Genomic DNA, 22,668 nt, shown 5'->3' with positions numbered 1-22,668 from the left:
CTGATCCCAACATACATATTTTCCGCGAACCTGTATGTTAAATTTACACTATTTGTACCGATCTATCGCTTATTATTATTGAAGACGGGGAGCAGCACAAGGGAGAGTAAGCCTACCACCATTACCAGGAGGGTTTGAGCCAGCCAGAGGATCCAGCTGAAGGCGTAGCCGGTGGATTCATGGATATTGTATAGCACGAGGGTTTTGGTTACCAGCGCATGGTAAGCGCCGATACCGCCCTGGGTAACGATCATGCCTATACTGCCAACGCCGAGAATGGCCAGGGCGGCGTTAAAGCCAAGGTGTTTGGTCTCATCCAGCGTATAGAAGCCACAGTACAGCATGGAAAAGTACAGGGCCCAAATGAGCAGGGTATAAAAGATGAACCAGCCTTTGCGTTCCATTTTACCTACAGACAGGATGCCTTCGAGCACGCCTCTTGCCAGGGTGCGTAAGGTGATGGCTGCTTTGGAACGGGCAAAAAGCCGGAAGAAAATAAACAGGATGATGATGAAGACGATCAGTATACCGATATAGAGCAGCATTTGTGCGCTGCCCGCGTTAGCGATCTTCTGCTGCAGCGGATGCCATACTTCGGTTTGAAAGAACTGCCCGATGAGGTCCATCTGTACCAATACGGTGGCTATCAACAGGAGCATCAGGCAGATGAGGTCTATGGCGCGTTCTGCGATCATGGTGCCGATGAGCTTATCGGCCGGGATTTTTTCGTAACGGGCGAGGATACCGCAGCGGCTTACTTCTCCCAGGCGGGGAACGGCCAGGTTGGCCAGGTAGCCAACCATTACGGCAAAGAATGTATTAAGGGTGCCTGGTTCGTAGCCCAGGGGCTTTATCAGCAGTTTCCAGCGTACCGCCCTTGCCCAGTGACTGGCAATGCCGATGATGATGGCGGGGACTACCAGCCAGTAATGGGCATTGCGAAGGGCAGTTTTGATCTGCTCTTTCTGTTCTGCAGTAAGGTCTTTTGTGATGAGCCATATCAATACCAGACCTATGCCCAGGAAAATAGCTATCTGTAATACGTTCTTGAGTTTTTTGGGCATATCACCGGGATTGTGGGCTGAATTTATAACTTATTGCCTTCTTTTGGGAAGATGGCCACCGGAGTGTGCTTTTTAGCTTCTTCAAAGTCCATGATGGCATAGGAGATAATGATCACCACATCGCCCACGGCGCATAAACGGGCCGCAGGGCCGTTCATACAGACCACTCCGGAGCCGCGTTTGCCTTTCAGCACATAGGTCTCCAGGCGTTCGCCGTTGTTTACGTTCACCACCTGTACTTTTTCATATTCAATGAGGTTGGCGGCATCCATCAGGTCTTCGTCAATGGTGATGCTGCCGACATAGTTCAGGTTGGCTTCTGTAATGACAGCGCGGTGTATCTTACCTTTAAGTACTTCGATCTGCATAGTTCTGGTTCAGAATCCGCAAAGCTACGGATAAATCCTAAATCTGCATATTATCGATGAGCCTCACGGGGCTGCCCTGCATTTTAGCAGCCACCACGGCGTACATAGGGCCGGAAGCTTCTGCGGGGGAACCCGGGTATGTAATGGCATTACCGTCTTTTACGGCGATCACGTCCAGGTAATCCGCTTCAAATTTACTGGACTGTAACTGCAAGCGGGCGGCAGTCAGCACATCAGGGAGCGGCTCACCCTCACGGATATGATCGCGGATATAGGAAAGGGCCTTATAGAGGGCCACGGCGTTTGTCCTTTCTGCAGGGCTCAGGCGTACGTTACGGCTGCTCATGGCCAGGCCGTCGGGTTCGCGGAGGGTGGGGCAGATGATCATTTCCGCCGGGGACTTGATCAATTTTAACAAATGTTTCACAACCAGGCATTGCTGCAGGTCTTTCTGTCCCATGAACAGCTGGTGTGGCTGTACGATATCCAGCAGCTTATGTACGATGCGGCCTACGCCCTGGAAATGGCCTGGGCGGTGAGCTCCTTCGAGCACGGATTCCAGTTCGCCGAAGTCGTAATGCGGCGCGGGGGCATCCAGGCCTTCCGGATACATTTCAGGTACTGAGGGTAGGAAAAGGACATCCGTACCTGCCCCGGTGAGCAGCTCGATATCTTTTTCTATTGTGATGGGATACTTCTCAAAGTCCGAAGGATCATTGAATTGTGTAGGATTTACAAAGATACTGCACACTACCAGGCTGGTGTGTTGCCGGGCCTCGTGTATTAATGACAGGTGTCCCTGGTGGAGGGCGCCCATGGTTGGTACAAATCCGATCTTTGATCCTTTCTGCCGGGCTGTTTCAAGAAAGTCCTGAAGATCTTTCTTTTGTTTGAAAATGAACATGTTTCAGGTTTGATGTTTGATGTTTGAGGTTTGAAGTTGGTTGCAGGTTACAAGTTCATAACAGACAGGCCGGCTACTAACCGGGACTTCTAACATTTAACGAACTTCAAACTTCAAACCTCAGACATCAAACCCTCAAATATGCAGACATTTTTCCACTTTGACACGTGAAAAACGCTTAAAGCGATGTTAAAAGTGCCAATTTGTCCTTTTTTCTTTAAAAAATCCGTAATTTTGCAAGCCAAATTAAAAATTACTGCATTAATAATCAGCATTAAATGTCCACAAAGAAAAGAATTCTTTTTATTGCCCAGGAAATGTCGCCATATTTGGATTTGACTGAATATGCGGCCATGGTCAATAAAATGGCAATTAAGTCCAACGAGGCGGGATTGGAGGTTCGGGTGATCATGCCCAGGTTTGGCATTATTAATGAGAGAAGACATCGTTTGCATGAAGTTGTGCGGCTGTCGGGGATCAATATTGTCATAGACAACGACGATTACCCGCTGATCATTAAGGTGGCTTCTTTGCCGAGCGCCCGCCTGCAGGTATATTTCCTGGACAATGAGGATTATTTTAAGCGTAAAGCGGTATTTGCAGACGAGAACGAGCAGTTCTACGATGATAACGCGGCCCGTGCCGTGTTTTTCTGTAAAGGAGCGCTTGAAACGGTGAAGAAATTTGGCTGGCCGCCGGATATTATCCATTGCAGCGGCTGGATGACATCACTGATACCTATGTACCTGAAAACGGCTTACAAGAAGGAGCCTGTTTTTGCACATTCAAAGATCGTATATTCGCTGGAACCCAATTCTTTTAAGGAGAAGCTGGGGGCTACTTTCGTCAAGAAGGCTACTATCAGTAACCAGATCAAGGAAAAAGATATAGAGCTGTACAAAGAAGGCAGCAATGCAGCGCTGAACAAAGGCGCGGCCAAGTATGCCGATGCAGTGATAGTGGCGGGGGATAAAGTTGATAAAAAGCTGGTAGAGGAAATAAAGGGGGAAAAGGGCAAGATCGTTCTTCCATATAAAAAAGAGAATGAGGACCTGGCCGACTACCTGCAGCTGTATAACCAGTTGCTTGGAAAATAGCGGGAAGCCCATAGACCATAGTCCATGGTCCATGGCATATCCGGTACTTAAGCAGACTTTTTAGCAACATAACAACCATGGACCATGGACTATGGACCATCGACTTAAAAACAAAATCAATACGCGTGAGAATTATTTTCAGGAACCTGGGACTAGTCGCCGCTTTCTTTACTGTGCTCTATATTTCGTCCGGTTGTAATGAAGCTACCATCCTAGGGAAGGAGCTGATACCCGGAAAAGACTTTGTAAACGGAGAGGATACCACCATCATTAACATCATTACCCACAATATCTGGAAAGTGGATTCCGCCGTGTTCACCGGGCGGGGCAACTATAACAAAGTGCTGGGCTCCATCGTGGATGACCCGCTGTTTGGCAGAAGCCACGGCTTTGTATATACGCAGATGAGCCTTCCCAGCAATGCCTACAGCTGGCAGGGCACTAACCAGAAACTGGACTCTGTGGTGCTGAGCCTTGCCGTAAGAGGCTATTATGGCGATTCACTGGCGCCGCAAACCTTCCGGGTATACCGCATGAACGAGCCTGATTTCAAGGTAGATTCCAATTATCGTTATTACCAGGCATTGAAGTACAACGCAGGCGAACTGCTGGGTACTGCCACCGTGATACCCCGGAACCTGAAAGATTCCGTATCTGTATACGGCGTAAAAGAAGGGCCTCAGCTGCGTATCAAGCTGAGCACCGCCTTTGGTAACCAGCTGCTGCAGCAGACATCTACCACCGGCTTTACGAATGACTCTACTTTCCGCGCTTTCCTCAAAGGATTCGCTATTATACCGGATACCACCCTGTCTACCAACCGTACCATGCTGTACCTGGACATGACAGAGGCGGAAAATTACCTGACCGTATATTACCAGAACTCAGAGAAGGACTCCCTGCAAACGCATTTCGCTTTTGGCAGCAGCGCAGCGCATGCCAACTACTTTGTGCGTAACCCGATGGGCTCACAGTCGGCTCAGTACCTGAATACCAACAGCGCTACCGGCGATAGTTTGCTCTATCTGACAGACGCTCCGGGCTTCTTTACGAAGATCACGATCCCTAACCTGGAGAACTTCCCGAACTCAGTGATCAACAAGGCAGAACTGGTAGTAACAGAAATAACTACCGGTGCGGGCGACCTGGATAATATATATTCTGAACCAGATTTCCTATTTTTGATGCAATATACCAACGGGGACACCACCAGACCCGTGATAGACTACGGTAACCCTCAGAATCCCAACCAACCATATTTTGGTGGCGATAAAACAGAGGTGAACGTTGGAGGAGTGAAAGTATCACAGTACAAGTTCAATATTGCACGGTTTATGCAGTTCCTGCTGCGTAAACAGGAAACCAATACCGGTTTCAAGCTGGAGGCTTTATCTCCGCGGAATATTGACGTACATCGTGTGAAAGCAGGCGGAGGGATTCATTCCCAGTACAATTTAAAACTGCGAATTATTTACACTAAACTTTAAAAGCGAAAGAGAGTTATGCCTTATTTATTTACGTCAGAGTCGGTATCAGAAGGGCATCCCGATAAAGTAGCGGATCAGATCTCCGATGCATTGATTGACCATTTCCTTGCGTATGATGCAAAGTCTAAAGTAGCCTGCGAAACATTGGTAACTACCGGTCAGGTGGTGCTGGCAGGTGAAGTAAAATCAGATGCATACCTGGATGTACAGGATATTGCCCGCGAGGTGATCCGTAAGATAGGGTATACCAAAAGTGAATATATGTTCGAGGCCAACAGCTGTGGTATCCTGTCGGCTATCCATGAACAATCACCTGATATCAACCAGGGTGTTGACCGTAAGAACCCTGAAGAGCAGGGCGCCGGCGACCAGGGTATGATGTTTGGTTACGCTACCAAAGAAACAGAGAACTACATGCCCCTGGCCCTTGACCTGGCTCACAAGCTGCTGATAGAGCTGGCTGCGATCCGCCGCGAGAATAAGGACATTACTTACCTGCGCCCGGATGCCAAATCACAGGTAACGATCGAGTACTCTGATGATAACAAGCCTGTTCGCATTGATACCATCGTTATATCTACCCAGCACGATGATTTTGACAAGGATCAGCAGATGCTGGACAAGATCAAGTCTGATATGATCAACATCGTGGTGCCCCGCGTAAAGGCGCAACTGAAGCCTGAGCTGCGCGAGCTGTTCGACGACAAGATCACTTATCATATCAACCCTACCGGTAAGTTTGTGATCGGTGGCCCTCACGGCGATACCGGCCTGACCGGCCGTAAGATCATCGTAGACACTTACGGTGGTAAAGGCGCTCACGGTGGTGGTGCATTCTCCGGTAAAGATCCTTCCAAGGTAGACCGTTCTGCTGCTTACGCTACCCGTCATATCGCCAAGAACCTGGTAGCTGCAGGTTTGTGTGATGAAGTGCTGGTACAGGTATCTTACGCTATTGGTGTAGCCAAGCCCTGTGGCTTGTACATCAATACCTACGGTACTGCCAAGGTAAATATGAACGATGGTGAAATTGCCCGCAAAGTAGAAGAGATCTTCGATATGCGCCCTTATTCCATCGAACAAAGGCTGAAACTACGCAATCCTATCTACAGCGAAACCGCTGCTTACGGACATATGGGCCGCGACCACGAGGTGATCACGAAAGTGTTCAACAAAGGCAAGAAGAATGAGAAGAAAGTGGAAGTGGAACTGTTTACGTGGGAGAAGCTGGATTATGTGGATGCTGTGAAGAAGGCGTTTAGCTTATAAGTTATTAGTGGTTTGAGGTTTGAGGTTTGAAGTTTGAGGTTCGTTGGAAGTTAGATGTTCAGATAAATAGTCTTAAGAAAGACAGTTGTCCTGAACCTTTAACGTTTAACGAACTTCAAACCTTAAACTTCAAACCTCAAACTTCAAACCTCAAACTTTTTTATTTTATCTTCTGCAGCGCTGCCAATGATTCCGTTACATGCTGTTCTGCATTGCGCATGGAATTGAACTGATGGATGACCACCCCATTCTTATCCACTACATAAGTGACTCTCCCCGGTAATACAAAGTTTTTAGGCACTCCGAACAGTTTCCTTACCTGGTTGGCGGTATCGGCCAGCAGGGTGAAGGGCAGTTTGTGATGTTCAGCAAATTCCTTGTGCGATGCTACGCCGTCGCTGCTGATGCCGATCACTTTAGCGCCCTGCTCGCGAAACTTTTCGTAGGAGTCGCGGAAGGAGCAGGCTTCCCTGGTGCAGACGCTGGTTTCATCCTTCGGGTAGAAGTAGATCACTAGTGGCTGCTTGCCTAATACGGAAGAAAGATCAAAGAGCTGGCCGTTCTGGTCTTTTAAGCGGAAGCCGGGTACTTTATCGCCGTTCTTCAGCTGTGCATGGGCGCTGTAGGTCCATAAGAACAGTGCGCCCGCCAGCAGGGCGGTATGCATGAACTGTTTCATAAAAAGTGTTGATTTATGCTACTACAAAGTTCGGGGATCGGGGCCTAAGATGGGGTAAAATTATTTGGGGCGGAAGGAGCGAGGCAGTTGTCCTGCCTCCTGGCAGGACAACTCATTTTGAGGGTCTTCAGTCAGAATAGGAAATTAATTCCAATCTTGAAGTCGTTAGTACCGTTGCGGGTAGACCTGATACCAAAATTATGGGAGTAATCCCCTGCTTCCCCAGGCATCCCAGCTGTATTTGTAACTGCCTTCCCGGTCATTTTTTGCGTACATGCCATAAATGCCCAGGTCATTGTAAATAGCAAACCTGCTTTGCCATAAGGGGATCTCAAACCGGATGAAAGGCCTGAACGAGTAGTAATTTGTCTTCACCTTATCTATACCGTTGATATTTTCGTTTGTATAGCGAGAATAGGCGAGGCTGGCTCCAATTGCAACTGTGGGTTTAATGTAATGGGCATACACGGGGGCGAAGCTTATATTGGTGTTTTTTTCTTCGAGCCCGGTCACTGCGTTTGTACTTTTCGAATACGAAAATCCAAAATTGCCGCCGATAAGGTTCTTTTTAAATGGAGGAGGTTGTTCCTGGGCCTGTACTTTGGGCTGAACAAACAACAAAAGGGTTCCCGTGCAAAGGGACAATAAAATTCTCTGCATAGACAACTGGGTTTAGTGATATAGATTGTTAACGATAGCAATCTAAACAGTAAAATGGAGATATATTGTTAAACAGTGTTATTTGTTTTCTAAGGGAATGTTAAATAGTTCTATGGCTTTTAATTACTATTTTTGGACATCAAAAATTTAATGTGCTTTGAAAACCATACTGAATGGGACACAGTTGGCCATTACAATAGACAGGCTTTGTCACCAGCTGATAGAGAATCATCTCGACTTTGAGCATTCTGTGCTGATCGGCCTTCAACCGCGTGGTATCTACCTGTCTGACAGGATCTATCATACCCTGCAGAAGTTGTTGCCTGGTACGCCTATCTCTTATGGCAAGCTGGATATTACTTTTTACAGGGATGATTTTAATAAGGGCAATGCCCTGCATGTGCCCAATGAAACGGATATCAATTTTTCCATTGAGAATAAACGCGTAGTGCTGATCGATGATGTACTGTATACCGGGCGTACCACACGTTCTGCCCTGGACGCCATGCTGGATTTTGGCCGTCCGGCCTCGGTAGAGCTGCTGGTATTGATAGACCGCCGTTTTACGCGCCAGCTGCCTATCCAGGCTGATTATACCGGCCGTACCATCGATGCTATCATCAGTGAAAAGGTGCGGGTTTTATGGAATGAGCGGGATGGTAAAGATGAAGTTATCATACTGGAATAGAAAATTCGGCGTAGGGAATCAAATTTTCACCTGTATATTTGCACCTTAGAATGTCACTCTCAGTAAAACATCTTCTCGGAATTCGCGATCTGGAACGTCAGGATATAGAGCTTGTTTTTCAAACAGCTGACCAGTTTAAGGAGGTTTTGCAAAGGCCAATCAAGAAAGTTCCAACCTTGCGGGACACTACCATCGTTAATTTATTTTTTGAGAACTCAACCCGTACACGGATCTCGTTTGAGCTGGCGGAAAAGCGGCTGAGCGCAGATGTGGTGAATTTCTCCGCATCCGGCTCCTCTGTTTCTAAGGGGGAAACGCTGATCGATACGGTGAACAATATCCTCTCCATGAAAGTGGATATGGTGGTAATGCGGCACTCTGCCAGCGGCGCCCCCCACTTCCTGTCGCAACACATCAATGTGCCTATTGTAAATGCCGGTGACGGTATCAATGAGCATCCTACCCAGGCATTGCTGGACGCCTTTTCCATCCGCGAAAAGCTCGGCAGCGTTGAGGGTAAAAAAGTGGCCATCTGCGGTGATATTATGCACTCCAGGGTGGCGCTGTCCAATATTTACTGTCTTAAAAAGCTGGGCGCCGAAGTAACGGTAGTGGGCCCTCCCACACTGATCCCGAAGCACATGGCGGCTGCGCTGGGCGTAAACGTAACCTACAGCATCCGTGAAGCGCTGGCCTGGTGCGATGTGGCCAATGTGCTGCGCATACAGCTGGAAAGACAGAATACACCGCTGTTCTCCTCCCTGCGGGAATATTCGCTGGCGTACGGCGTAAACCGCCGCCTGCTGGACAGCCTGCAGAAAGATATTGTGATCATGCATCCTGGTCCCATCAACAGGGGAGTAGAATTAAGCTCAGATGTGGCTGATTCCGGCCAGTCCATTATCCTGAACCAGGTAGAGAATGGCGTAGCTGTGCGTATGGCGGTGCTGTATCTGCTGGCGGGTAAAACCGCTAACAATTAATAATTAACAATGAATAATTAATAATGTGCGATACAAGTTGCACGCCTGTTACAAGTTCTATGATTATTAATTGTTAATTCTTAATTATTAATTTATTTGCGGAAATGCGCACCGTTATCCTTCTTTTAATCTCCAACACCTTCATGACCTTTGCCTGGTACGGGCATTTAAAGCACCAGGGCACTGCGCTCTGGAAGGTGATCCTGATCAGCTGGGGCATTGCCTTCTTTGAATACTGCTTTATGGTGCCTGCCAACCGCTATGGCGCACAGGAAGGTTTTAGCGGGTTCCAGCTAAAGACGATCCAGGAAATAGTGACATTGACCGTATTTGCGCTCTTTGCCGTTTTTTACCTGAAGGAGCCTTTTCGCTGGAACTACCTGATCTCTTTTGCTTTTATACTGGGTGCGGTATATTTTATGTTTAAGAAGTAATACCACTGGTTACTGTCTGCCAATAGAGAAACCCCGTATTGGCTTTGCAGTTCTGCCAATTACAGGAGTGGAACCACCAAACTCGCTCTGAATGTTGAATTTCCATTTCTCGGCGCCTGTGTTTTTGTCCAACGCGTAAATATACCTTGTGCCGCTGCCGCCAACATAGAGCGTGTTACCTGAAATGGCAGGACTGGCCCCGTTTGGAAGTATTGTCTTATCCCACAGTATTGTTCCGGTAGCTGCATTAAGCGCATACAGCGTTCCGCCATTTGGACTAATGTACACTTTTCCATTATCTACACAAGGACTGGTTGAAACGCCCATGCTGTCCAACGCATGCCATACCAGCTGTCCGGTCTGTTCATTTACGGCGTATAGGCTGCCATGAAGGGAAAAATCCGGGACATTGGCCCAGCCGCCTATGTAAACGATCCCGTTATAGACCGCAGGACTTGACATTTCCAGAGAGATCCCCATAGTGGAATATTTCCATTTTAACTGGCCTGTTGCAGCGTTAATGGCATACAGATATCCATCCCTGCTGCCAACAAATACAACGCCATTGGAAAGAGCAGGGGCAGATGCATTGATCATATCGCCTGTGGTATATTGCCAGGCCAGGCTGCCGGTAGAAGTGTCCAGGGCGATTAACCTGCTGTCTGAGCTGCCAAAGATCACCTTATTGCCGAAAAGCACCGGGTTGGAGCTGTTGTTGGCATAAGTAGAGAACCGCCATTTTTGCTGTCCCGTGGTTGCATCCAGCGCATAGAAATAATCGTCATTATCGCCGATGTAGACGGTGTTGCCTGTAATAGCCGGGCCGCATTCTATACCGGTTTCGCCAAGTTTCTTTTTCCATACTACAGCCCCTGTGTTAGCGTTGAACGCATACATGTACCCGCTGATGCCGCCAACATATACCAGGCCTTTGTATAACACCGCATCGGAATAGGAAAAACTGCGGCCATCGGTAAACTTCCAGACCTGGCGGCCATTGGCTTCATCCAGCGCATAAAAGGCGCCGCTGGTACCGATAAACACCGTTTTTCTTTTCTTCACCAGCACAGTATATACATGCGTGCTGCTATCCCCGGCAGTGACGGTATACTTTATTCCGTTTGAAAAATCCTGCGGCACGCCGCTGGCCGGACTGACAGACACACCGGAGATCACGATGTCGGGGATCAGGTGGGTCAGGTCAGTACCTGCTGGCAGCACTACTTCAATACTGTCTTTACCGAGGCTAATGCTAACGTCGGCAGGATCGAAGGGAAGCTGATCTGCTTTTTTTAAAATGAAAGCAGTAATGTCTTTGTCGGTTGGAGGTTTGGGTTCATCTCCCGTTGTACAGGATGAAAGGCCCATCATGACAATAAGGAGCCAACAAATGGGTTTAACAAATTTTACAGGCATAGAGATATTATTTTATGGCTCCAAATATATGAATTATTACTATTCGTCCATTCATCAGCCTATGTGTCCACTCCCTAATTTTCATCTCATAGTAATGAACATACGGATATTAAATGCTTATTTTTGATGATCTGTAAACAGCAGCAGCGAAATGTTTTTAAGGACCATATTAACAGGAATCACAGCCAGCATCGTCTCCCTGCCTTTGTGGGCGCAGCCTTCACCGCAATTGAATGCCGCCGCCATTAAACTGCAAATGAAGAAACTGGACACGCTGGGCAGCGTGCTTTACATGGCCGCTCACCCGGATGATGAGAATACCCGTTTGCTGAGCTACCTTGCCAAGGAGAAATTATACCGTACCGGTTACCTGTCGCTTACCCGTGGCGACGGCGGACAAAACCTGGTAGGCAACGAACAGGGGGAGTTACTGGGGCTGATCCGCACCCAGGAGCTGCTGGCCGCCCGCCGTATAGACGGTGCAGAGCAATTTTTTTCCCGCGCGCAGGACTTCGGCTTTTCCAAGAACCCGCAGGAAACCTTCACGATCTGGGATAAGGACAAGATATTGGGAGACGCCGTATGGGTGATCCGGAACTTTCAACCGGATGTGATCATCTGCCGCTTCCCGGCAGACAGCCGCGCAGGCCACGGCCATCACACTGCATCCGCCATGCTGGCGGCAGAGGCCTTTGAAGCAGCCGCTGATCCTGCACGCTATCCCGAACAACTTAAATACGTAAAACCCTGGCAGGCCAAACGCCTGCTGTGGAATACCTTCAGCTTCGGCAACATCAATACCACTGCACCGGATCAGTATAAGATCGATGTGGGCGCCTTTAATGTGCTCTTAGGCAGGGGCTACGGAGAGATCGCTGCTGAAAGCCGTTCGCAGCATAAAAGCCAGGGCTTCGGCGTAGCAGCCACCCGCGGCAGCGCGCTGGAATACTTTACCACTATTAAGGGCGAAGCCCCGGTACACAACCTGCTGGATGGCGTGAACACCAGCTGGGACCGCGTGCCCGGCGGTAAAGCGATCGGCGCGCAGATAGACAAGGCGCTGGCAGCTTATAATATCGACAACCCTTCCGCATCTGTGCCCGCGTTGCTGGCTATACGAAAAGCCATTAGCGCACTGCCCGACGGTTACTGGAAAACCCAGAAACTGAAGGAAACCGAACAGCTGATCCTGGCCTGCGCGGGGCTCTGGGTAGAAGCCTACAGCACTACGCCGGTGATCGTGCCTGGTGAGCCGCTGCAAACCAGCGTACAGCTGATCAATAACAGCCAGGTACCGGTGCAGCTGCAAACCATCAGTGTGGCAGGAAAGGATACTTCCTTCAGCAAACAGCCGCTGGTATTTGATCAGCTGCTGACCATCCCGCAGCAAATTACCGTACCGGCCAATACACCTGTATCACAACCCTACTGGCTGGAAGATTACAGGCATCCGCTGGGTACTTATACCATCAAAGACCAGCAGCTGGTAGGCCGCCCGGAGAACATCCCGGCCTTACAGGCTACTATTCAGCTGGAAATCGAGGGACAGCCATTTGAAGTGGTAAGACCGCTTCAATACAAGCATACCGATCCTGTTAAAGGAGAATTATATGAGCCGCTGGTCATCGCGCCCCGCGTAGTGGCCAACCTGAGTAATCAGGTGTTTATCTTCACCGAGCCCAAACCACAACCGGTGACCGTGAAGCTGAAAGCCATGGCGGATCATACGGATGGCAACGTTCAGCTGCAGCTCCCTGCAGGGTTTAAGGCCAGTCCGCAGCAGCAGCCATTCCAGCTGGAACGCAAAGGCGATGAAACAGAAATGCGGTTCAGCATTGCCCCTGCAGCGGTGAACGGCACCAACCGCGTTGATACTTTTAATGTAGCGGTCAGCACCAACGGACAGGTATATACGCAAAGCCTGCAAACCATCAATTACGATCATATACCGCCGATCACCCTGTTCCCGCCCGCAGCAGCGCGGCTGGTAAGGGTGCACCTGGAGCATAACGGCAACCGGCTGGGATACATTGCTGGGGCAGGCGATATGGTGGCCGCCGCATTGCGCCAGGTAGGATACCAGGTAACGGCCCTGGATGAAAAGGATATCATGGGCGGCAACCTCTCGCAATACGACGCGATCATTACCGGTGTAAGGGCCTATAACATCAACGAGCGTATGAAGTACTGGCAGCCCGGGCTGATGGACTATGTGAAGAACGGCGGCACGCTGCTGGTACAGTATAATACCAATGCGCCGCTGGTGACCAGCCAGCTGGGACCGTTTCCGTTTACGCTTTCCCGTGGCGACCGGGTGACAGACGAAACCGCCAAGGTGACCTGGCTGCTGCCTGACCATGCCGTGATGCATTATCCCAATGAGCTGACGCAGCAGGACTTTGACGGATGGGTGCAGGAGCGTGGCCTGTACTTTACGGCTAATGCGGACAAAGCATACGAAAAGCTGTTTGTAATGAACGATAAAGGAGAGCAGCCGCTGGATGGCGGCACGCTGATCGCACGTTATGGAAAAGGACGTTACGTGTATACGTCGCTGGCATTTTTCAGACAGCTGCCCGCAGGTGTACCGGGCGCTTATCGTTTATTCGTGAACCTTATTTCAGATAAAAAATAACAATACAGCGAGCCAATGGGAAAACAAGCGCCAGACCGCTCCCGGTTGAATGTTGCAGCCGGTTTGTGTATCGCACTCGGGCTGATCATCGGTATTATGATCAAACGGGTGCATATAGGGCTGCTAATCGGCATTGGATTAGGGCTCTTAGGCGGCTCCCTGATCAACAGAAGATGAAATTAATAATGAATAATTAAGAATTAATAATACCGTGATACATGTATCAAGCGCTGTTACATGTCCTCAGATGATTAATTATTCATTTTTAATTATTAATTGATTTAAAATCCTGTAATTCCAAGAACTCATGCAAAATGAGAAGCCACCGCTATTCCCCGCCTGGTGGATGTGGTACCTGTTAGTGACCGGCTTCCTGGTCGTGTTGATCATATTGTTCTATCTGTTCACCAAAACATTCTCATGAGCATACTGGATTGGATCATACTGATCGTCACACTGGCTGGGATCATTCTATACGGTGTCTGGAAAAGCCGCGGGCATAAGAATATTGACGGGTATTTCCTGGGCAACCAATCCATGCCCTGGTATATTGTCCTGCTGTCTATTATCGGCACGCAGGCCAGCGCGGTCACTTTTCTTTCGGCTCCCGGTCAGGCCTATACTGACGGGATGCGTTTTGTTCAATATTACTTTGGATTGCCGCTGGCAATGGTGGTGCTCTGCATCACCTTTGTGCCTATTTTTCACCGGCTGAAGGTTTATACGGCGTATGAGTTCCTGGAACAGCGCTTTGACCTTAAAACACGTACGCTAACGGCGGTGCTTTTCCTGGTACAGCGGGCATTATCAACGGGTATCAGCATTTATGCGCCTTCTATTATCCTGAGCAGCTTACTGGGCTGGAATATTTACTGGACCAATGTGGTGATGGGCGGTCTGCTCATCATCTATACTATGTCTGGCGGCACCAAGGCCGTGAGCTATACGCAAACGCTGCAGCTGGCCGTGATCTTTACGGGGATGTTCCTGGCGGGGTGGATGGTGGTGCATTTACTGCCCGATAATATCAGCTTTAATGAAGCGCTGCATGTATCCGGTAAGATGGACCGGCTGAATGTGATCGTTACAAGCTTTGACTGGCAGGATAAATACAATATCTGGAGCGGGCTGATAGGCGGCTTCTTCCTGGCGCTTTCGTATTTTGGTACGGACCAGTCGCAGGTAGGGCGTTATCTCACTGCCAAATCAGTGACAGAAAGCAGGCTGGGGCTGCTGATGAACGGCCTGGTAAAAGTACCTATGCAGTTCCTGATCCTGCTGATCGGCGCGCTGGTATTTGTGTTCTATATGTACTTCCGTTCTCCTATCTTCTTTAACCAGGGACAGCTGAATAAGGTATATCGTACTGAATACGGCACGGCGCTGAAGGACCTGGAACAGCGCTATGACCAGCTTTCCAGCGCCAAACAGCAGCAGGTAAAGATCCTGGCCGGCGCGCTGGAAGGAAAAGATGCAGGAAGCATCCGCCAGGCGCAGGATGCGCTTCACCAGACAGAAACCGCTGCAGAAGACCTCCGCACGCAGGCGAAGAAGCTGATCAAACAGGCCGACCCGGCTGCCGACGATAATGACACTAATTATATCTTCCTGCACTTTGTGGTGAATAATCTTCCGAAAGGCCTGGTAGGGCTGCTGATCGCTATTATCTTCCTGGCGTCCTGGGGCAGTATAGCCGCGGCGCTTAACTCTCTCGCCTCTACGACGATCGTGGATGTTTATAAGCGGATGATCAACAAAGACGATTCGGAGGCCCATTACCTGAAGGTCTCGCGATGGTGGACCTTGATATGGGGCATTTTCTGTATCATGGTAGCGCAGTTCGCCAGCGAGCTGGGAAGCCTGATAGAAGCGGTGAACGTGCTGGGATCACTTTTTTACGGCGTGATACTGGGCATTTTCATGGTAGCTTTTTACATCAAAAAACTGGATGGTAACGCCACTTTCTGGTCGGCCATTGTTTCTGAAGTGCTGGTGATCACCATCTACAAGATGGAGATCGTTTCCTTCCTCTGGCTGAATGTGATCGGCTGTGTGCTGGTGGTGCTGCTGGCCTTCATCATTCATCTTTTCACTAAAAAGAAAGGCAGCAGCGCCGTCACGGCGCCGTGATCAGTCTAACTGCACCAGGTTGGGCACATCTCTCAGCCGGGAGGCATCCTGGCGGTGCACCAGCTGTATGGCGCCTTTAGCCGCAAAGCGGTATGTTTTACCGGTAATGCTGCCGGTGGCTGTAAGCGAGGTATCGCCTACGTATTGAAAGGCGAGCATCTCCGGCTCGGGCCCTCTTGGGGGCTGTGCCATTCCTCTTGACTGGGTCGCTAATGCGGCCCTTTTCTTTCCGCAACACATAGTAATGTTTTTTAGTGGTCTATTGTTTGTTTGGATGTCAGTTTTTCGAGCAGGATGGCTGCCCCTGAGATGGCGGGCCAGAGCAGGAGCTTTTCCTGCCAGGATATGCCGAGCCAGATCGCAAAGGGGAGGGCCACCCATATGCTCAGGCAGTAAAAGCAGTCGAGCAGGTTTCCGAAGAAACCTGCTCCTGCTTTTTTCCTGAGCAGGAAGATGATGTCGAAAGGCCCATCTTCCGCCTGGAAGAGATGTGTGATCCTCCAGGCTGCCAGAATAGCTAGTATGAGATAATAAGTATGCATCGTTTTATTTATCCGAGACAGAAGCCTTTGGGCATATATGCATAGTACCCGTACTGGCTGCTGCCCACAATGGTACGGTCGTGACCCTGTATCCAGATATTGTAACCGCAGGGCGGCGTAGCGCCGGTGGTCTGCAATGTCCAGGTACCGGATTTGCCTGCGTTAGGCAAGGGGAACATTACGCTGCCATAAGACAGGGATGCAGTGGCCAGGCCGTCTATTTGTATGGTAGTGCCTGCGGCTGCAGGGGTAATATACAAACTCATGCCCGCACTATCGTTGTCAAATATATGGTAAGTACCCGAGATAGTGCTACCCGGCGGGAAGTCGCCACAGTCGCCGCCTCCGCTGGTAATGGTCACGTCAACATCCGGTGCATGCACGTCTGCCCGGAATGCTACCCACTGGCTGTTGTAGAATACGCCGCCCAGGGTGGTGTCTTCGAATTCCACCTTGATATAGTGGACACCATTTTCCACCGGTACGAAGCTGCCAAACAGGTCGTCTACAATGAAGGTGTTGGTGCCGGGATCAGCCATGTAAGGCATCCAGCCGTTTACATCCGGGGTGAGGGTGATCTGCGGCGAGATGGTACCGAAGGTATCTGTCTTGATCTTCACCGGCGTCATTACGGAATGGATGGCGGTGCTGGGCTCTATTACCCTAATCCTGTAGCGGAAGTTGTGGTTGTTCTGGTTAAAGAAGCGGCCGCGTAAGGTGGTATTACCGCCAAAGGGGCTTTCAACGGCCGTAAAGCCGAGAGTATGCAGGCCATTGGCTTCGCCGGTAACGCTGCTGATCAGGTCAACCGGCATGCCGCCCAGCAATTCGATGAAGGGTTTCAGCTGGCCGGGGTTCACGCCGTTGGGCAGGGGTTTTATCTCTACGTTGCATTCTTCCCAATCGCCCCATGGCGCTACCCAGTTGGGATTAACGGGCGGTACCCAGTTCCAGGAAAGGATCACTTTTACTTTAGCCCTGCCCGTCTGGCACCATTCTTTCTGGTAGGGATCCAGTGCGATTTTGAGCGGGGCATTGTACCAGAGGCCACCATCGGGCAGTGCAATGTCATGCACGGTTACGGAGGAAGTGCCCATGTATACCCAGCCGGCGCCGAAATCCATGTAATAGGCCAGGTATTCCCGGGAGCCTTTGGAACAAAGGTTACCGGAGTAACCAGCGGAGCGTTTGATATGGATCGCTGCATTCAGTGTATCAAAGTCGCGGTTCAGGCCTACGCAGGTGACTTCTTCGTAGGTGGTATTGAATTGCTGTTGCTGCAGGGCATCGATGATAGCGCTGATATCCAGGTCATATTTCTTTAGGAGGCTGTATTGCTCTGCGCTTACGGCTGCTTTGGTAAAAAGGGTGGTGCTTACAAAGCCAAAACCTTTCCGGGAGGGCTCAATATCCTTACCATAGATCCTGGTGATTTCTTCCAGGGTGTAATTCTCTTTCACTTCAGGCGTATAATCCAACGGGGGCAGCGCCTGTTCTATGAACTCAAACTGCTTAGGGTCGAGCTTTACGCCTGCGCTCACGAAGATATCATCCAGCAGGCAGATAATGCCGGTACGCGGGGCCGCCTGGATGCGTGCATCCAGCACATTGCCCCAGATGGGTGGCCAGAAGGGCGAAGCGGGCGGCGGCAGCTGGTTCCAGGAAAGGATAGCGCGTACCAGGGGCAGCACCGGTTGTTTATCGCAACAGGCTCTCTTTTTGGGTACGAAGGTTTTGTATACTTCGTAGCAGAGGTCTTCTGTGCTGCCGAAATCGTGGATGTCAAAATTCACAACGCCTTCATCTTCCCAGGAGGCGCCGTTGTCATAGCTTACATAAAAGCGCACATACTCTTTGCTGCCCGGTGTACAGGGGCCGCCGCTGTAGCCGGCGCCCTGTTTTACCTTCACGATGGCGCTCAGGCGCTGGGTGTCGGGCTTGTAGCTTACGCAGGTAAGTTCTTCATAAAATGTGTTATACAACAGTTCAAGTGCTGGTTTGAACTGTTCGTTCAGGGGGCTCTCCTTATCCTGTATACCGAAATAGTTCGGGTTTTTAAGGAGCAGGAAATGTTGCTTGCTTCTCAGCTCAACATTTTCGTTGGCGCTGAGCTCTTTGGTGCGGGATGGCATGATAATTACATTTTTGGGGTTTTAGAAAAACAAACGCTCCGCTTTAAAAATCTGCAGATCTGATTGGGGTTTGCGGTGTATTACGATGCAAATGTAGGGGAAGGGGGAATGGGAGAAAAGCGTAGAAATACCTGAATTGGGAGCTATTAGCAGTTAGCTCTTAGCTTTTAGTGTTTAACCCAAGGTTGCACTAAAAGCTAAGAGCTAATAATAGCTAAGGGCTAATGATTACAGGCTTGCGATCAGCTTATTATTCAATGCCACATAATCATCATTCTTGGCTTCTTTAGCCAGTTCTATAGACTGAAGGGCGCTTGCCTTTGCGCCGGCTTTATCACCTGCTTTAGCCTGTATTTTGGCTTTCAGGTGATAAATCCAGAATGCTTTCGGATTTTCTTTGGCGGCGGCGTCGGCCCATTCCAGGGCTTTCTTCAGATCCTTTCCGTTTTCAAAGTAGTAGGAGGCTGCCTGGAAATAGGGTTTCTTTTCGCCTTTCATGGCTTCATCCAGCTGGGCGGTTACCTTGGTATCGATATCAGCGGTGATGTTTACCGGTACGGCGGTTTTATCCCACAGCAGCAGCATGTTCATGGAAGTTGGCAATACCTCGTCGAAAGAGATCAGGAAGCTTTCAACGGAGAAAGGCAGTTCCATGGGTTGTGCCTGGATGCGTACCACGTCGTTCTCCTGTTTGTAGGCGGAGGGGCTGGTTACGTTCAGGTCTTTGGTGAGGATCACGGTCCATTCAGACTGGCCGGGGATGGTGAGCAGGCCGTATTTACCAGCTTTAACGGGTTTGCCGCCGAAGTTTACGTCGTCGCCAAAAGTGATGGTGGTAGCGCTGTTGGCGCCGGTTCTCCATACTTTACCGTAAGGCACCAGGTCGCCCATGATGGTCCTGCCTTTCATAGCGGGGCGGGAGTAGTTCACTTCCACGTAGGAGAGTGCAAAATCCTGCTTTACCGTTTGAGTGGGGCTGGGAGCCGGCATTTTAAAGTTCTGGGCAAAAGCGCCCTGGGCAAAACACAAGAGCGCGCAGGCGGCTGCGGCCATGTGATAACGTAGTGTTCTCATATAATTGGTGGTTTAAATTTAGCGGTTAGCTGTTGGCTTTTAGCTTTTAGCTGTTTGCCGTTTTAGTTTTTAGCTAGCAGCCAGCGGCTAGTAGCTTGCAGCTGTTTATTCTATCAGTCCGTTGCGGAAGGCGTACACTACCAGGCCCACGGTATTTTTGGCGCTGGTTTTCTCCAGCAGCTTTTGGCGGATGCCTTCTACGGTGCGGGGACTGAGGAAGATCTTTTCGGAGATCTCCTGGGTAGTGAACTCATTACAGATAAGCTGCAGTACTTCCTTTTCCCGTTCATTCAGCTGCAGTTCTGTGTTGGCGTTGTTGTTCCTGAAGGTTGGTTTGAACTGCTGCCGGTTCTTGTGCAGCACTTTCTTAAGCAGGGCGAGGTTGACATTCTCGCTGAAGTAGAATCCTTTTTCATAGGTGGTACAGATGGCTTCGTAGATCTCTTCTGGCTCTGCGTTCTTGAGCAGGTAGGCGTTGGCGCCATTCTCTACCAGGTGCACGATGAAGTTGTCGTCTTCGTACATGGTAAGAATGATGATCTTTATTTCGGGAAACCTTTCCTTTACCTGCACGGTGGCCTGGATGCCGTCCATGTTAGGCATTTTAAGGTCCATCAGTATGACGTCCGGCACTTGCTCTTCCTCCATGATCTTTAACAGATGCTCCCCATCTTCTGCTTCAAACACCACATTGATATTATCATATGGGGTAAGCGTATTAATAACGCCGCTTCGAAAGATCTTGTGATCGTCAGCAATCGCCACTTTTATCTTGTCAGCCATAGGGAGATGAATTGTGATAACAGTATAATAGCCCGTAAAGTTAAGTGATTTTTTTTCTTAACGTTTAACTGTCAACAATTTAATATCTAGCAAGTTTCCGGCTATCCGATCGCGGGCTGGTAGTTCTCTACCCGGATCTGCGCGACCGTTCCTGTTGGCGTTCTTTTTGCAAAGTTGATACTTCCGCCGATAATATTCAAGCGGCTCTCGATATTTTTGAGGCCGAGGCTACCGGTTTTCTTGCGGGACTGGTCCAGCGAGTCCAGGAGGCGGCCGTTGCCGTTATCCTCCACGTCGATGCTCAGCAGGGAGGGGGTGCTATGGTAGGTGATCAGTACTTCGGTGGCCTGGGCGTGTTTCAGGATGTTGTTCATCAGCTCCTGTACTACCCGGTATACGTTAAGGGCCTTTTCGCGGTCTACCGGGTGGCCGTTGCCGGAGGTCTTAAAGGAGATCTCCACCTGTTTGTTCTTGTTCATCAGGCTGCAAAAGGAGTCCAGTGCATGAGAAAGGCCGAGGTTATCCAGGGCCTGGGGATGCAGGCTTTGGGAGATGAAGCGCAGGTGTTGGATGATGGTGTCGGTGAACTCTTTGGTCTCTTTGAGGCGTTCGGCTTCGCCGTTACCGGTTTTGAGGTGTTGTGAGAGCTGGCCGAGGTTCAGTTTCAGGACAGACAGCTGGGCGCCTACTTCATCGTGCAGGTCTTCGGAGATGCGTTTGCGCTCCTGTTCCTGGCCCTGGAGAACGGCTACGAGGCGTTCCCGCTGGAGCTCCAGGTCTTTATCCCGAAGGGCGAGTTTATGCTGGATGACTTGTTTTTGCTGAAATATTACGAGCACTACGACCAGTATGCCCAGCAAGAGCATAGCTGCCGTTCCCATAATAACTATTTCAACAATATTCATATACGCTGTTTTTTTGCTTTCAGAAGACCAATATAAAAAAGAATCGATTCCAAAATACCACTAATGAAAACAAGCGCAGGAATTGTTGCCTCAGCAATAGAGAACTTGAGAAAGACGCTATAGGTAAGACTATCCATGAATGAGCAGGACAGATAGATAAACAAGCCTGCGTTGAACCAGAAATTAGCCAGGGTATTAATAAATACGGCTTCTTTTACCAGCTCTTCGTCAAACAGCAGCTGCCAGAAAAAGACGATGCCATAACAAAGCAGCAGGAATGTTCTTACAGTAGCAAAAATAGAGTTATAGGCGGAAAGGCCTTCCAGTTTGAAAAGGTCAATGAAAAAAAGTGCGATTGCAGGTATTGGGAGGAATTTGATCAGGGTTTTTATAATAGGTTTTTTGATTACCAGGTAATAGAACACAGAGAGTATAACAAACTGTGCAAGGTCCATCGAAGAAGAAAACCATAGGTTATTGCCGAACACTCTCGCTAACGTAGCCGCACCAACGGCGTAAACAACACTGGATAGAAGATAGTAATAAGCCCATTTGCCAGATTTATCCAGTGATCTATAGTTTAAAGTGAAGGGGATCAAAAGTAAACATTCGATCCCCATCATGATGTAAAAAATGATATTGTCTATTCGCACTTAAAATGGCTTTTTTAACTAATCAACTCAGGGACAATATGTAGGGCATTTTAAGCCGCCATCAAGTGCACCTCCATCATCATCACTCGGTGGGTCGTCTGTGGGCGCAGTGAAGCTTAATCCGGCAATTTTAGGTCTGGGTCGTTTGTAAGGAACATTTTTACCTTCCTTGTTTACTGCATAGATCACCATTTTCTTGTCGTCTATACCGTCGCCGTCCACGTCCATACCATAATAAATACGGATACCTACAATGTCCTCATGGCAATTCAGCAGTTCCTGGATCTTGTCTTTACCGAAGAAGTATGCTTGTGTATAGTCTTCCCTGCCGACCCTTTTCTTTTCATGATCTTTAAACTTGCCGATCATTTTGTCAGCGTCTTTCAGGGAGATAAATTCTCCGGCATCACGGGGGTAGTGTTTTTTTTCAGTTGTACTCATGTGACATCAGTTTTAGTTAATTAGGATGTTAGATAATAGCCAGTGGCGGTAAAGTTATTACAAAATCCCACTTTTCGCAGTTTACATATATATGACACTTTTGTGTTAAGTATAAGTTGACGCCGCTGCAAACCTGCTACAGTATTATGTTTGGCGGGATTTTTAGTGTCAGGTGAACAGCTAAGTTTCAGTACATTCCCGTAAAAATGCGTAGTTCTACGCATGACCCTTATATGCAGGGGTTTGCAGGCAATTAAAAGTGCTTATTTGTAAAGAATTATCTCCGTTTTTTATTATATTCTTAATTTATAATTACTATTTAGT

Annotated in this window: 23 protein-coding genes; 9 read left to right on the top strand and 14 right to left on the bottom strand. The window is 49.1% G+C overall.

The features are described 5' to 3' along the window. Nucleotides 1-62: 62 nt before the first annotated feature. The 3 genes from ACR9Y8_RS02340 to panC are packed head-to-tail and all read right to left on the bottom strand — an operon-like array spanning nt 63 to nt 2,336. On the bottom strand, nt 63-1,064 hold the full coding sequence (locus ACR9Y8_RS02340) for a lysylphosphatidylglycerol synthase transmembrane domain-containing protein (RefSeq protein WP_481211616.1): 1,002 nt from the start codon (nt 1,062-1,064) through the stop codon (nt 63-65). A 23-nt stretch (nt 1,065-1,087) separates the two neighbouring features. Then, nucleotides 1,088-1,432, bottom strand: coding sequence for an aspartate 1-decarboxylase (panD, locus tag ACR9Y8_RS02335; RefSeq protein ID WP_481211615.1), 345 nt, complete (start codon nt 1,430-1,432; stop codon nt 1,088-1,090). Nucleotides 1,433-1,469: 37 nt separating this feature from the next. Continuing rightward, complete coding sequence (gene panC / locus ACR9Y8_RS02330) at nt 1,470-2,336, bottom strand: pantoate--beta-alanine ligase (protein ID WP_481211614.1); 867 nt, start codon at nt 2,334-2,336, stop codon at nt 1,470-1,472. Between the two features lie 278 nt (nt 2,337-2,614). On the opposite strand from panC, the gene ACR9Y8_RS02325 reads away from it, so the two are divergent. From ACR9Y8_RS02325 to metK, 3 genes are all read left to right on the top strand, one after another. Further along, entirely contained in the window at nt 2,615-3,433 is an 819-nt protein-coding gene (locus ACR9Y8_RS02325; protein ID WP_481211613.1) for a glycogen/starch synthase, read from the top strand. Nucleotides 3,434-3,558: 125 nt separating this feature from the next. Beyond that, nucleotides 3,559-4,920, top strand: coding sequence for a DUF4270 family protein (locus tag ACR9Y8_RS02320; protein WP_481211612.1), 1,362 nt, complete (start codon nt 3,559-3,561; stop codon nt 4,918-4,920). 15 nt (nt 4,921-4,935) lie between these two features. Continuing rightward, the gene (metK, locus tag ACR9Y8_RS02315; RefSeq protein ID WP_481211611.1) at nt 4,936-6,189 is read left to right on the top strand and encodes a methionine adenosyltransferase; all 1,254 of its coding nucleotides are present in this window, start codon (nt 4,936-4,938) and stop codon (nt 6,187-6,189) included. Between the two features lie 160 nt (nt 6,190-6,349). Here the strand turns inward: metK and ACR9Y8_RS02310 are convergent, their stop codons facing one another. Further along, entirely contained in the window at nt 6,350-6,868 is a 519-nt protein-coding gene (locus ACR9Y8_RS02310; protein WP_481211610.1) for a peroxiredoxin, read from the bottom strand. A gap of 198 nt (nt 6,869-7,066) precedes the next feature. Beyond that, nucleotides 7,067-7,528, bottom strand: coding sequence for a hypothetical protein (locus ACR9Y8_RS02305; protein WP_481211609.1), 462 nt, complete (start codon nt 7,526-7,528; stop codon nt 7,067-7,069). A 157-nt stretch (nt 7,529-7,685) separates the two neighbouring features. Here ACR9Y8_RS02305 and pyrR point away from each other — a divergent pair, with 157 nt between their 5' ends. The 3 genes from pyrR to ACR9Y8_RS02290 all read left to right on the top strand — a co-directional run bounded on the left by pyrR (nt 7,686) and on the right by ACR9Y8_RS02290 (nt 9,633). Continuing rightward, nucleotides 7,686-8,216 (top strand): bifunctional pyr operon transcriptional regulator/uracil phosphoribosyltransferase PyrR, encoded by a 531-nt coding sequence (pyrR, locus tag ACR9Y8_RS02300; RefSeq protein ID WP_481211608.1) that lies wholly within the window; start codon nt 7,686-7,688, stop codon nt 8,214-8,216. 50 nt (nt 8,217-8,266) lie between these two features. Beyond that, nucleotides 8,267-9,199 carry an aspartate carbamoyltransferase catalytic subunit gene (locus ACR9Y8_RS02295; RefSeq protein WP_481211607.1) on the top strand — a complete coding sequence of 311 codons (933 nt, stop codon included), beginning with the start codon at nt 8,267-8,269 and terminating at the stop codon, nt 9,197-9,199. Between the two features lie 104 nt (nt 9,200-9,303). Continuing rightward, the gene (locus ACR9Y8_RS02290; protein ID WP_481211606.1) at nt 9,304-9,633 is read left to right on the top strand and encodes a DMT family protein; all 330 of its coding nucleotides are present in this window, start codon (nt 9,304-9,306) and stop codon (nt 9,631-9,633) included. A gap of 9 nt (nt 9,634-9,642) precedes the next feature. On the opposite strand, the gene ACR9Y8_RS02285 is transcribed toward ACR9Y8_RS02290, so the two are convergent. After that, nucleotides 9,643-11,049 carry an outer membrane protein assembly factor BamB family protein gene (locus tag ACR9Y8_RS02285; RefSeq protein ID WP_481211605.1) on the bottom strand — a complete coding sequence of 469 codons (1,407 nt, stop codon included), beginning with the start codon at nt 11,047-11,049 and terminating at the stop codon, nt 9,643-9,645. Nucleotides 11,050-11,200: 151 nt separating this feature from the next. Between ACR9Y8_RS02285 and ACR9Y8_RS02280 the strand changes: the two genes are divergently transcribed. The 3 genes from ACR9Y8_RS02280 to ACR9Y8_RS02270 all read left to right on the top strand — a co-directional run bounded on the left by ACR9Y8_RS02280 (nt 11,201) and on the right by ACR9Y8_RS02270 (nt 15,814). After that, nucleotides 11,201-13,684 carry a PIG-L family deacetylase gene (locus ACR9Y8_RS02280; RefSeq protein WP_481211604.1) on the top strand — a complete coding sequence of 828 codons (2,484 nt, stop codon included), beginning with the start codon at nt 11,201-11,203 and terminating at the stop codon, nt 13,682-13,684. A gap of 15 nt (nt 13,685-13,699) precedes the next feature. Further along, the gene (locus tag ACR9Y8_RS02275; protein ID WP_481211603.1) at nt 13,700-13,861 is read left to right on the top strand and encodes a hypothetical protein; all 162 of its coding nucleotides are present in this window, start codon (nt 13,700-13,702) and stop codon (nt 13,859-13,861) included. Nucleotides 13,862-14,104: 243 nt separating this feature from the next. Continuing rightward, complete coding sequence (locus ACR9Y8_RS02270) at nt 14,105-15,814, top strand: sodium:solute symporter family transporter (protein ID WP_481211602.1); 1,710 nt, start codon at nt 14,105-14,107, stop codon at nt 15,812-15,814. Here the strand turns inward: ACR9Y8_RS02270 and ACR9Y8_RS02265 are convergent, their stop codons facing one another. The 8 genes from ACR9Y8_RS02265 to ACR9Y8_RS02230 form a co-directional block, all read right to left on the bottom strand. Next, nucleotides 15,815-16,006, bottom strand: coding sequence for a hypothetical protein (locus ACR9Y8_RS02265; RefSeq protein WP_481211601.1), 192 nt, complete (start codon nt 16,004-16,006; stop codon nt 15,815-15,817). A 59-nt stretch (nt 16,007-16,065) separates the two neighbouring features. Continuing rightward, nucleotides 16,066-16,356, bottom strand: a complete 291-nt coding sequence (locus ACR9Y8_RS02260) for a DUF1360 domain-containing protein (RefSeq protein ID WP_481211600.1) — start codon at nt 16,354-16,356, stop codon at nt 16,066-16,068. An 8-nt stretch (nt 16,357-16,364) separates the two neighbouring features. Beyond that, the gene (locus tag ACR9Y8_RS02255) at nt 16,365-18,488 is read right to left on the bottom strand and encodes a hypothetical protein (protein WP_481211599.1); all 2,124 of its coding nucleotides are present in this window, start codon (nt 18,486-18,488) and stop codon (nt 16,365-16,367) included. Between the two features lie 228 nt (nt 18,489-18,716). Further along, nucleotides 18,717-19,562, bottom strand: a complete 846-nt coding sequence (locus ACR9Y8_RS02250) for a DUF2911 domain-containing protein (protein WP_481211598.1) — start codon at nt 19,560-19,562, stop codon at nt 18,717-18,719. 105 nt (nt 19,563-19,667) lie between these two features. Then, a complete protein-coding gene (locus tag ACR9Y8_RS02245) occupies nt 19,668-20,345 on the bottom strand; it encodes a response regulator (protein WP_481211597.1) in 678 nt (225 codons plus the stop codon). 101 nt (nt 20,346-20,446) lie between these two features. Beyond that, the gene (locus ACR9Y8_RS02240; RefSeq protein ID WP_481211596.1) at nt 20,447-21,250 is read right to left on the bottom strand and encodes a sensor histidine kinase; all 804 of its coding nucleotides are present in this window, start codon (nt 21,248-21,250) and stop codon (nt 20,447-20,449) included. After that, complete coding sequence (locus ACR9Y8_RS02235) at nt 21,247-21,873, bottom strand: hypothetical protein (protein WP_481211595.1); 627 nt, start codon at nt 21,871-21,873, stop codon at nt 21,247-21,249. The genes ACR9Y8_RS02240 and ACR9Y8_RS02235 overlap by 4 nt, the downstream gene beginning before the upstream one ends. A 57-nt stretch (nt 21,874-21,930) precedes the next feature. After that, entirely contained in the window at nt 21,931-22,344 is a 414-nt protein-coding gene (locus tag ACR9Y8_RS02230) for a hypothetical protein (protein WP_481211594.1), read from the bottom strand. Nucleotides 22,345-22,668: the final 324 nt, after the last annotated feature.

Source organism: Chitinophaga sp. SVR4-12A (assembly GCF_056754765.1).
The sequence above is the reverse complement of the archived record's forward strand: the minus strand, read 5'-3'. Positions and strand labels throughout refer to the sequence as shown.

What these genes read in the sequence shown, in the direction of transcription:
- ACR9Y8_RS02295 (WP_481211607.1), top strand. Translation starts at nt 8,267, where the DNA reads ATGTCACTCTCAGTAAAACATCTTCTCGGAATTCGCGATCTGGAACGT.
- ACR9Y8_RS02265 (WP_481211601.1), bottom strand. Translation starts at nt 16,006, where the DNA reads ATGGCACAGCCCCCAAGAGGGCCCGAGCCGGAGATGCTCGCCTTTCAA.
- ACR9Y8_RS02325 (WP_481211613.1), top strand. Translation starts at nt 2,615, where the DNA reads ATGTCCACAAAGAAAAGAATTCTTTTTATTGCCCAGGAAATGTCGCCA.
- ACR9Y8_RS02310 (WP_481211610.1), bottom strand. Translation starts at nt 6,868, where the DNA reads ATGAAACAGTTCATGCATACCGCCCTGCTGGCGGGCGCACTGTTCTTA.
- ACR9Y8_RS02245 (WP_481211597.1), bottom strand. Translation starts at nt 20,345, where the DNA reads ATGGCTGACAAGATAAAAGTGGCGATTGCTGACGATCACAAGATCTTT.
- ACR9Y8_RS02270 (WP_481211602.1), top strand. Translation starts at nt 14,105, where the DNA reads ATGAGCATACTGGATTGGATCATACTGATCGTCACACTGGCTGGGATC.
- panC (WP_481211614.1), bottom strand. Translation starts at nt 2,336, where the DNA reads ATGTTCATTTTCAAACAAAAGAAAGATCTTCAGGACTTTCTTGAAACA.
- ACR9Y8_RS02290 (WP_481211606.1), top strand. Translation starts at nt 9,304, where the DNA reads ATGCGCACCGTTATCCTTCTTTTAATCTCCAACACCTTCATGACCTTT.
- ACR9Y8_RS02230 (WP_481211594.1), bottom strand. Translation starts at nt 22,344, where the DNA reads ATGAGTACAACTGAAAAAAAACACTACCCCCGTGATGCCGGAGAATTT.
- metK (WP_481211611.1), top strand. Translation starts at nt 4,936, where the DNA reads ATGCCTTATTTATTTACGTCAGAGTCGGTATCAGAAGGGCATCCCGAT.
- ACR9Y8_RS02305 (WP_481211609.1), bottom strand. Translation starts at nt 7,528, where the DNA reads ATGCAGAGAATTTTATTGTCCCTTTGCACGGGAACCCTTTTGTTGTTT.
- ACR9Y8_RS02240 (WP_481211596.1), bottom strand. Translation starts at nt 21,250, where the DNA reads ATGAATATTGTTGAAATAGTTATTATGGGAACGGCAGCTATGCTCTTG.
- ACR9Y8_RS02340 (WP_481211616.1), bottom strand. Translation starts at nt 1,064, where the DNA reads ATGCCCAAAAAACTCAAGAACGTATTACAGATAGCTATTTTCCTGGGC.
- ACR9Y8_RS02285 (WP_481211605.1), bottom strand. Translation starts at nt 11,049, where the DNA reads ATGCCTGTAAAATTTGTTAAACCCATTTGTTGGCTCCTTATTGTCATG.
- panD (WP_481211615.1), bottom strand. Translation starts at nt 1,432, where the DNA reads ATGCAGATCGAAGTACTTAAAGGTAAGATACACCGCGCTGTCATTACA.
- ACR9Y8_RS02255 (WP_481211599.1), bottom strand. Translation starts at nt 18,488, where the DNA reads ATGCCATCCCGCACCAAAGAGCTCAGCGCCAACGAAAATGTTGAGCTG.
- ACR9Y8_RS02260 (WP_481211600.1), bottom strand. Translation starts at nt 16,356, where the DNA reads ATGCATACTTATTATCTCATACTAGCTATTCTGGCAGCCTGGAGGATC.
- ACR9Y8_RS02280 (WP_481211604.1), top strand. Translation starts at nt 11,201, where the DNA reads ATGTTTTTAAGGACCATATTAACAGGAATCACAGCCAGCATCGTCTCC.
- ACR9Y8_RS02235 (WP_481211595.1), bottom strand. Translation starts at nt 21,873, where the DNA reads ATGATGGGGATCGAATGTTTACTTTTGATCCCCTTCACTTTAAACTAT.
- ACR9Y8_RS02275 (WP_481211603.1), top strand. Translation starts at nt 13,700, where the DNA reads ATGGGAAAACAAGCGCCAGACCGCTCCCGGTTGAATGTTGCAGCCGGT.
- ACR9Y8_RS02250 (WP_481211598.1), bottom strand. Translation starts at nt 19,562, where the DNA reads ATGAGAACACTACGTTATCACATGGCCGCAGCCGCCTGCGCGCTCTTG.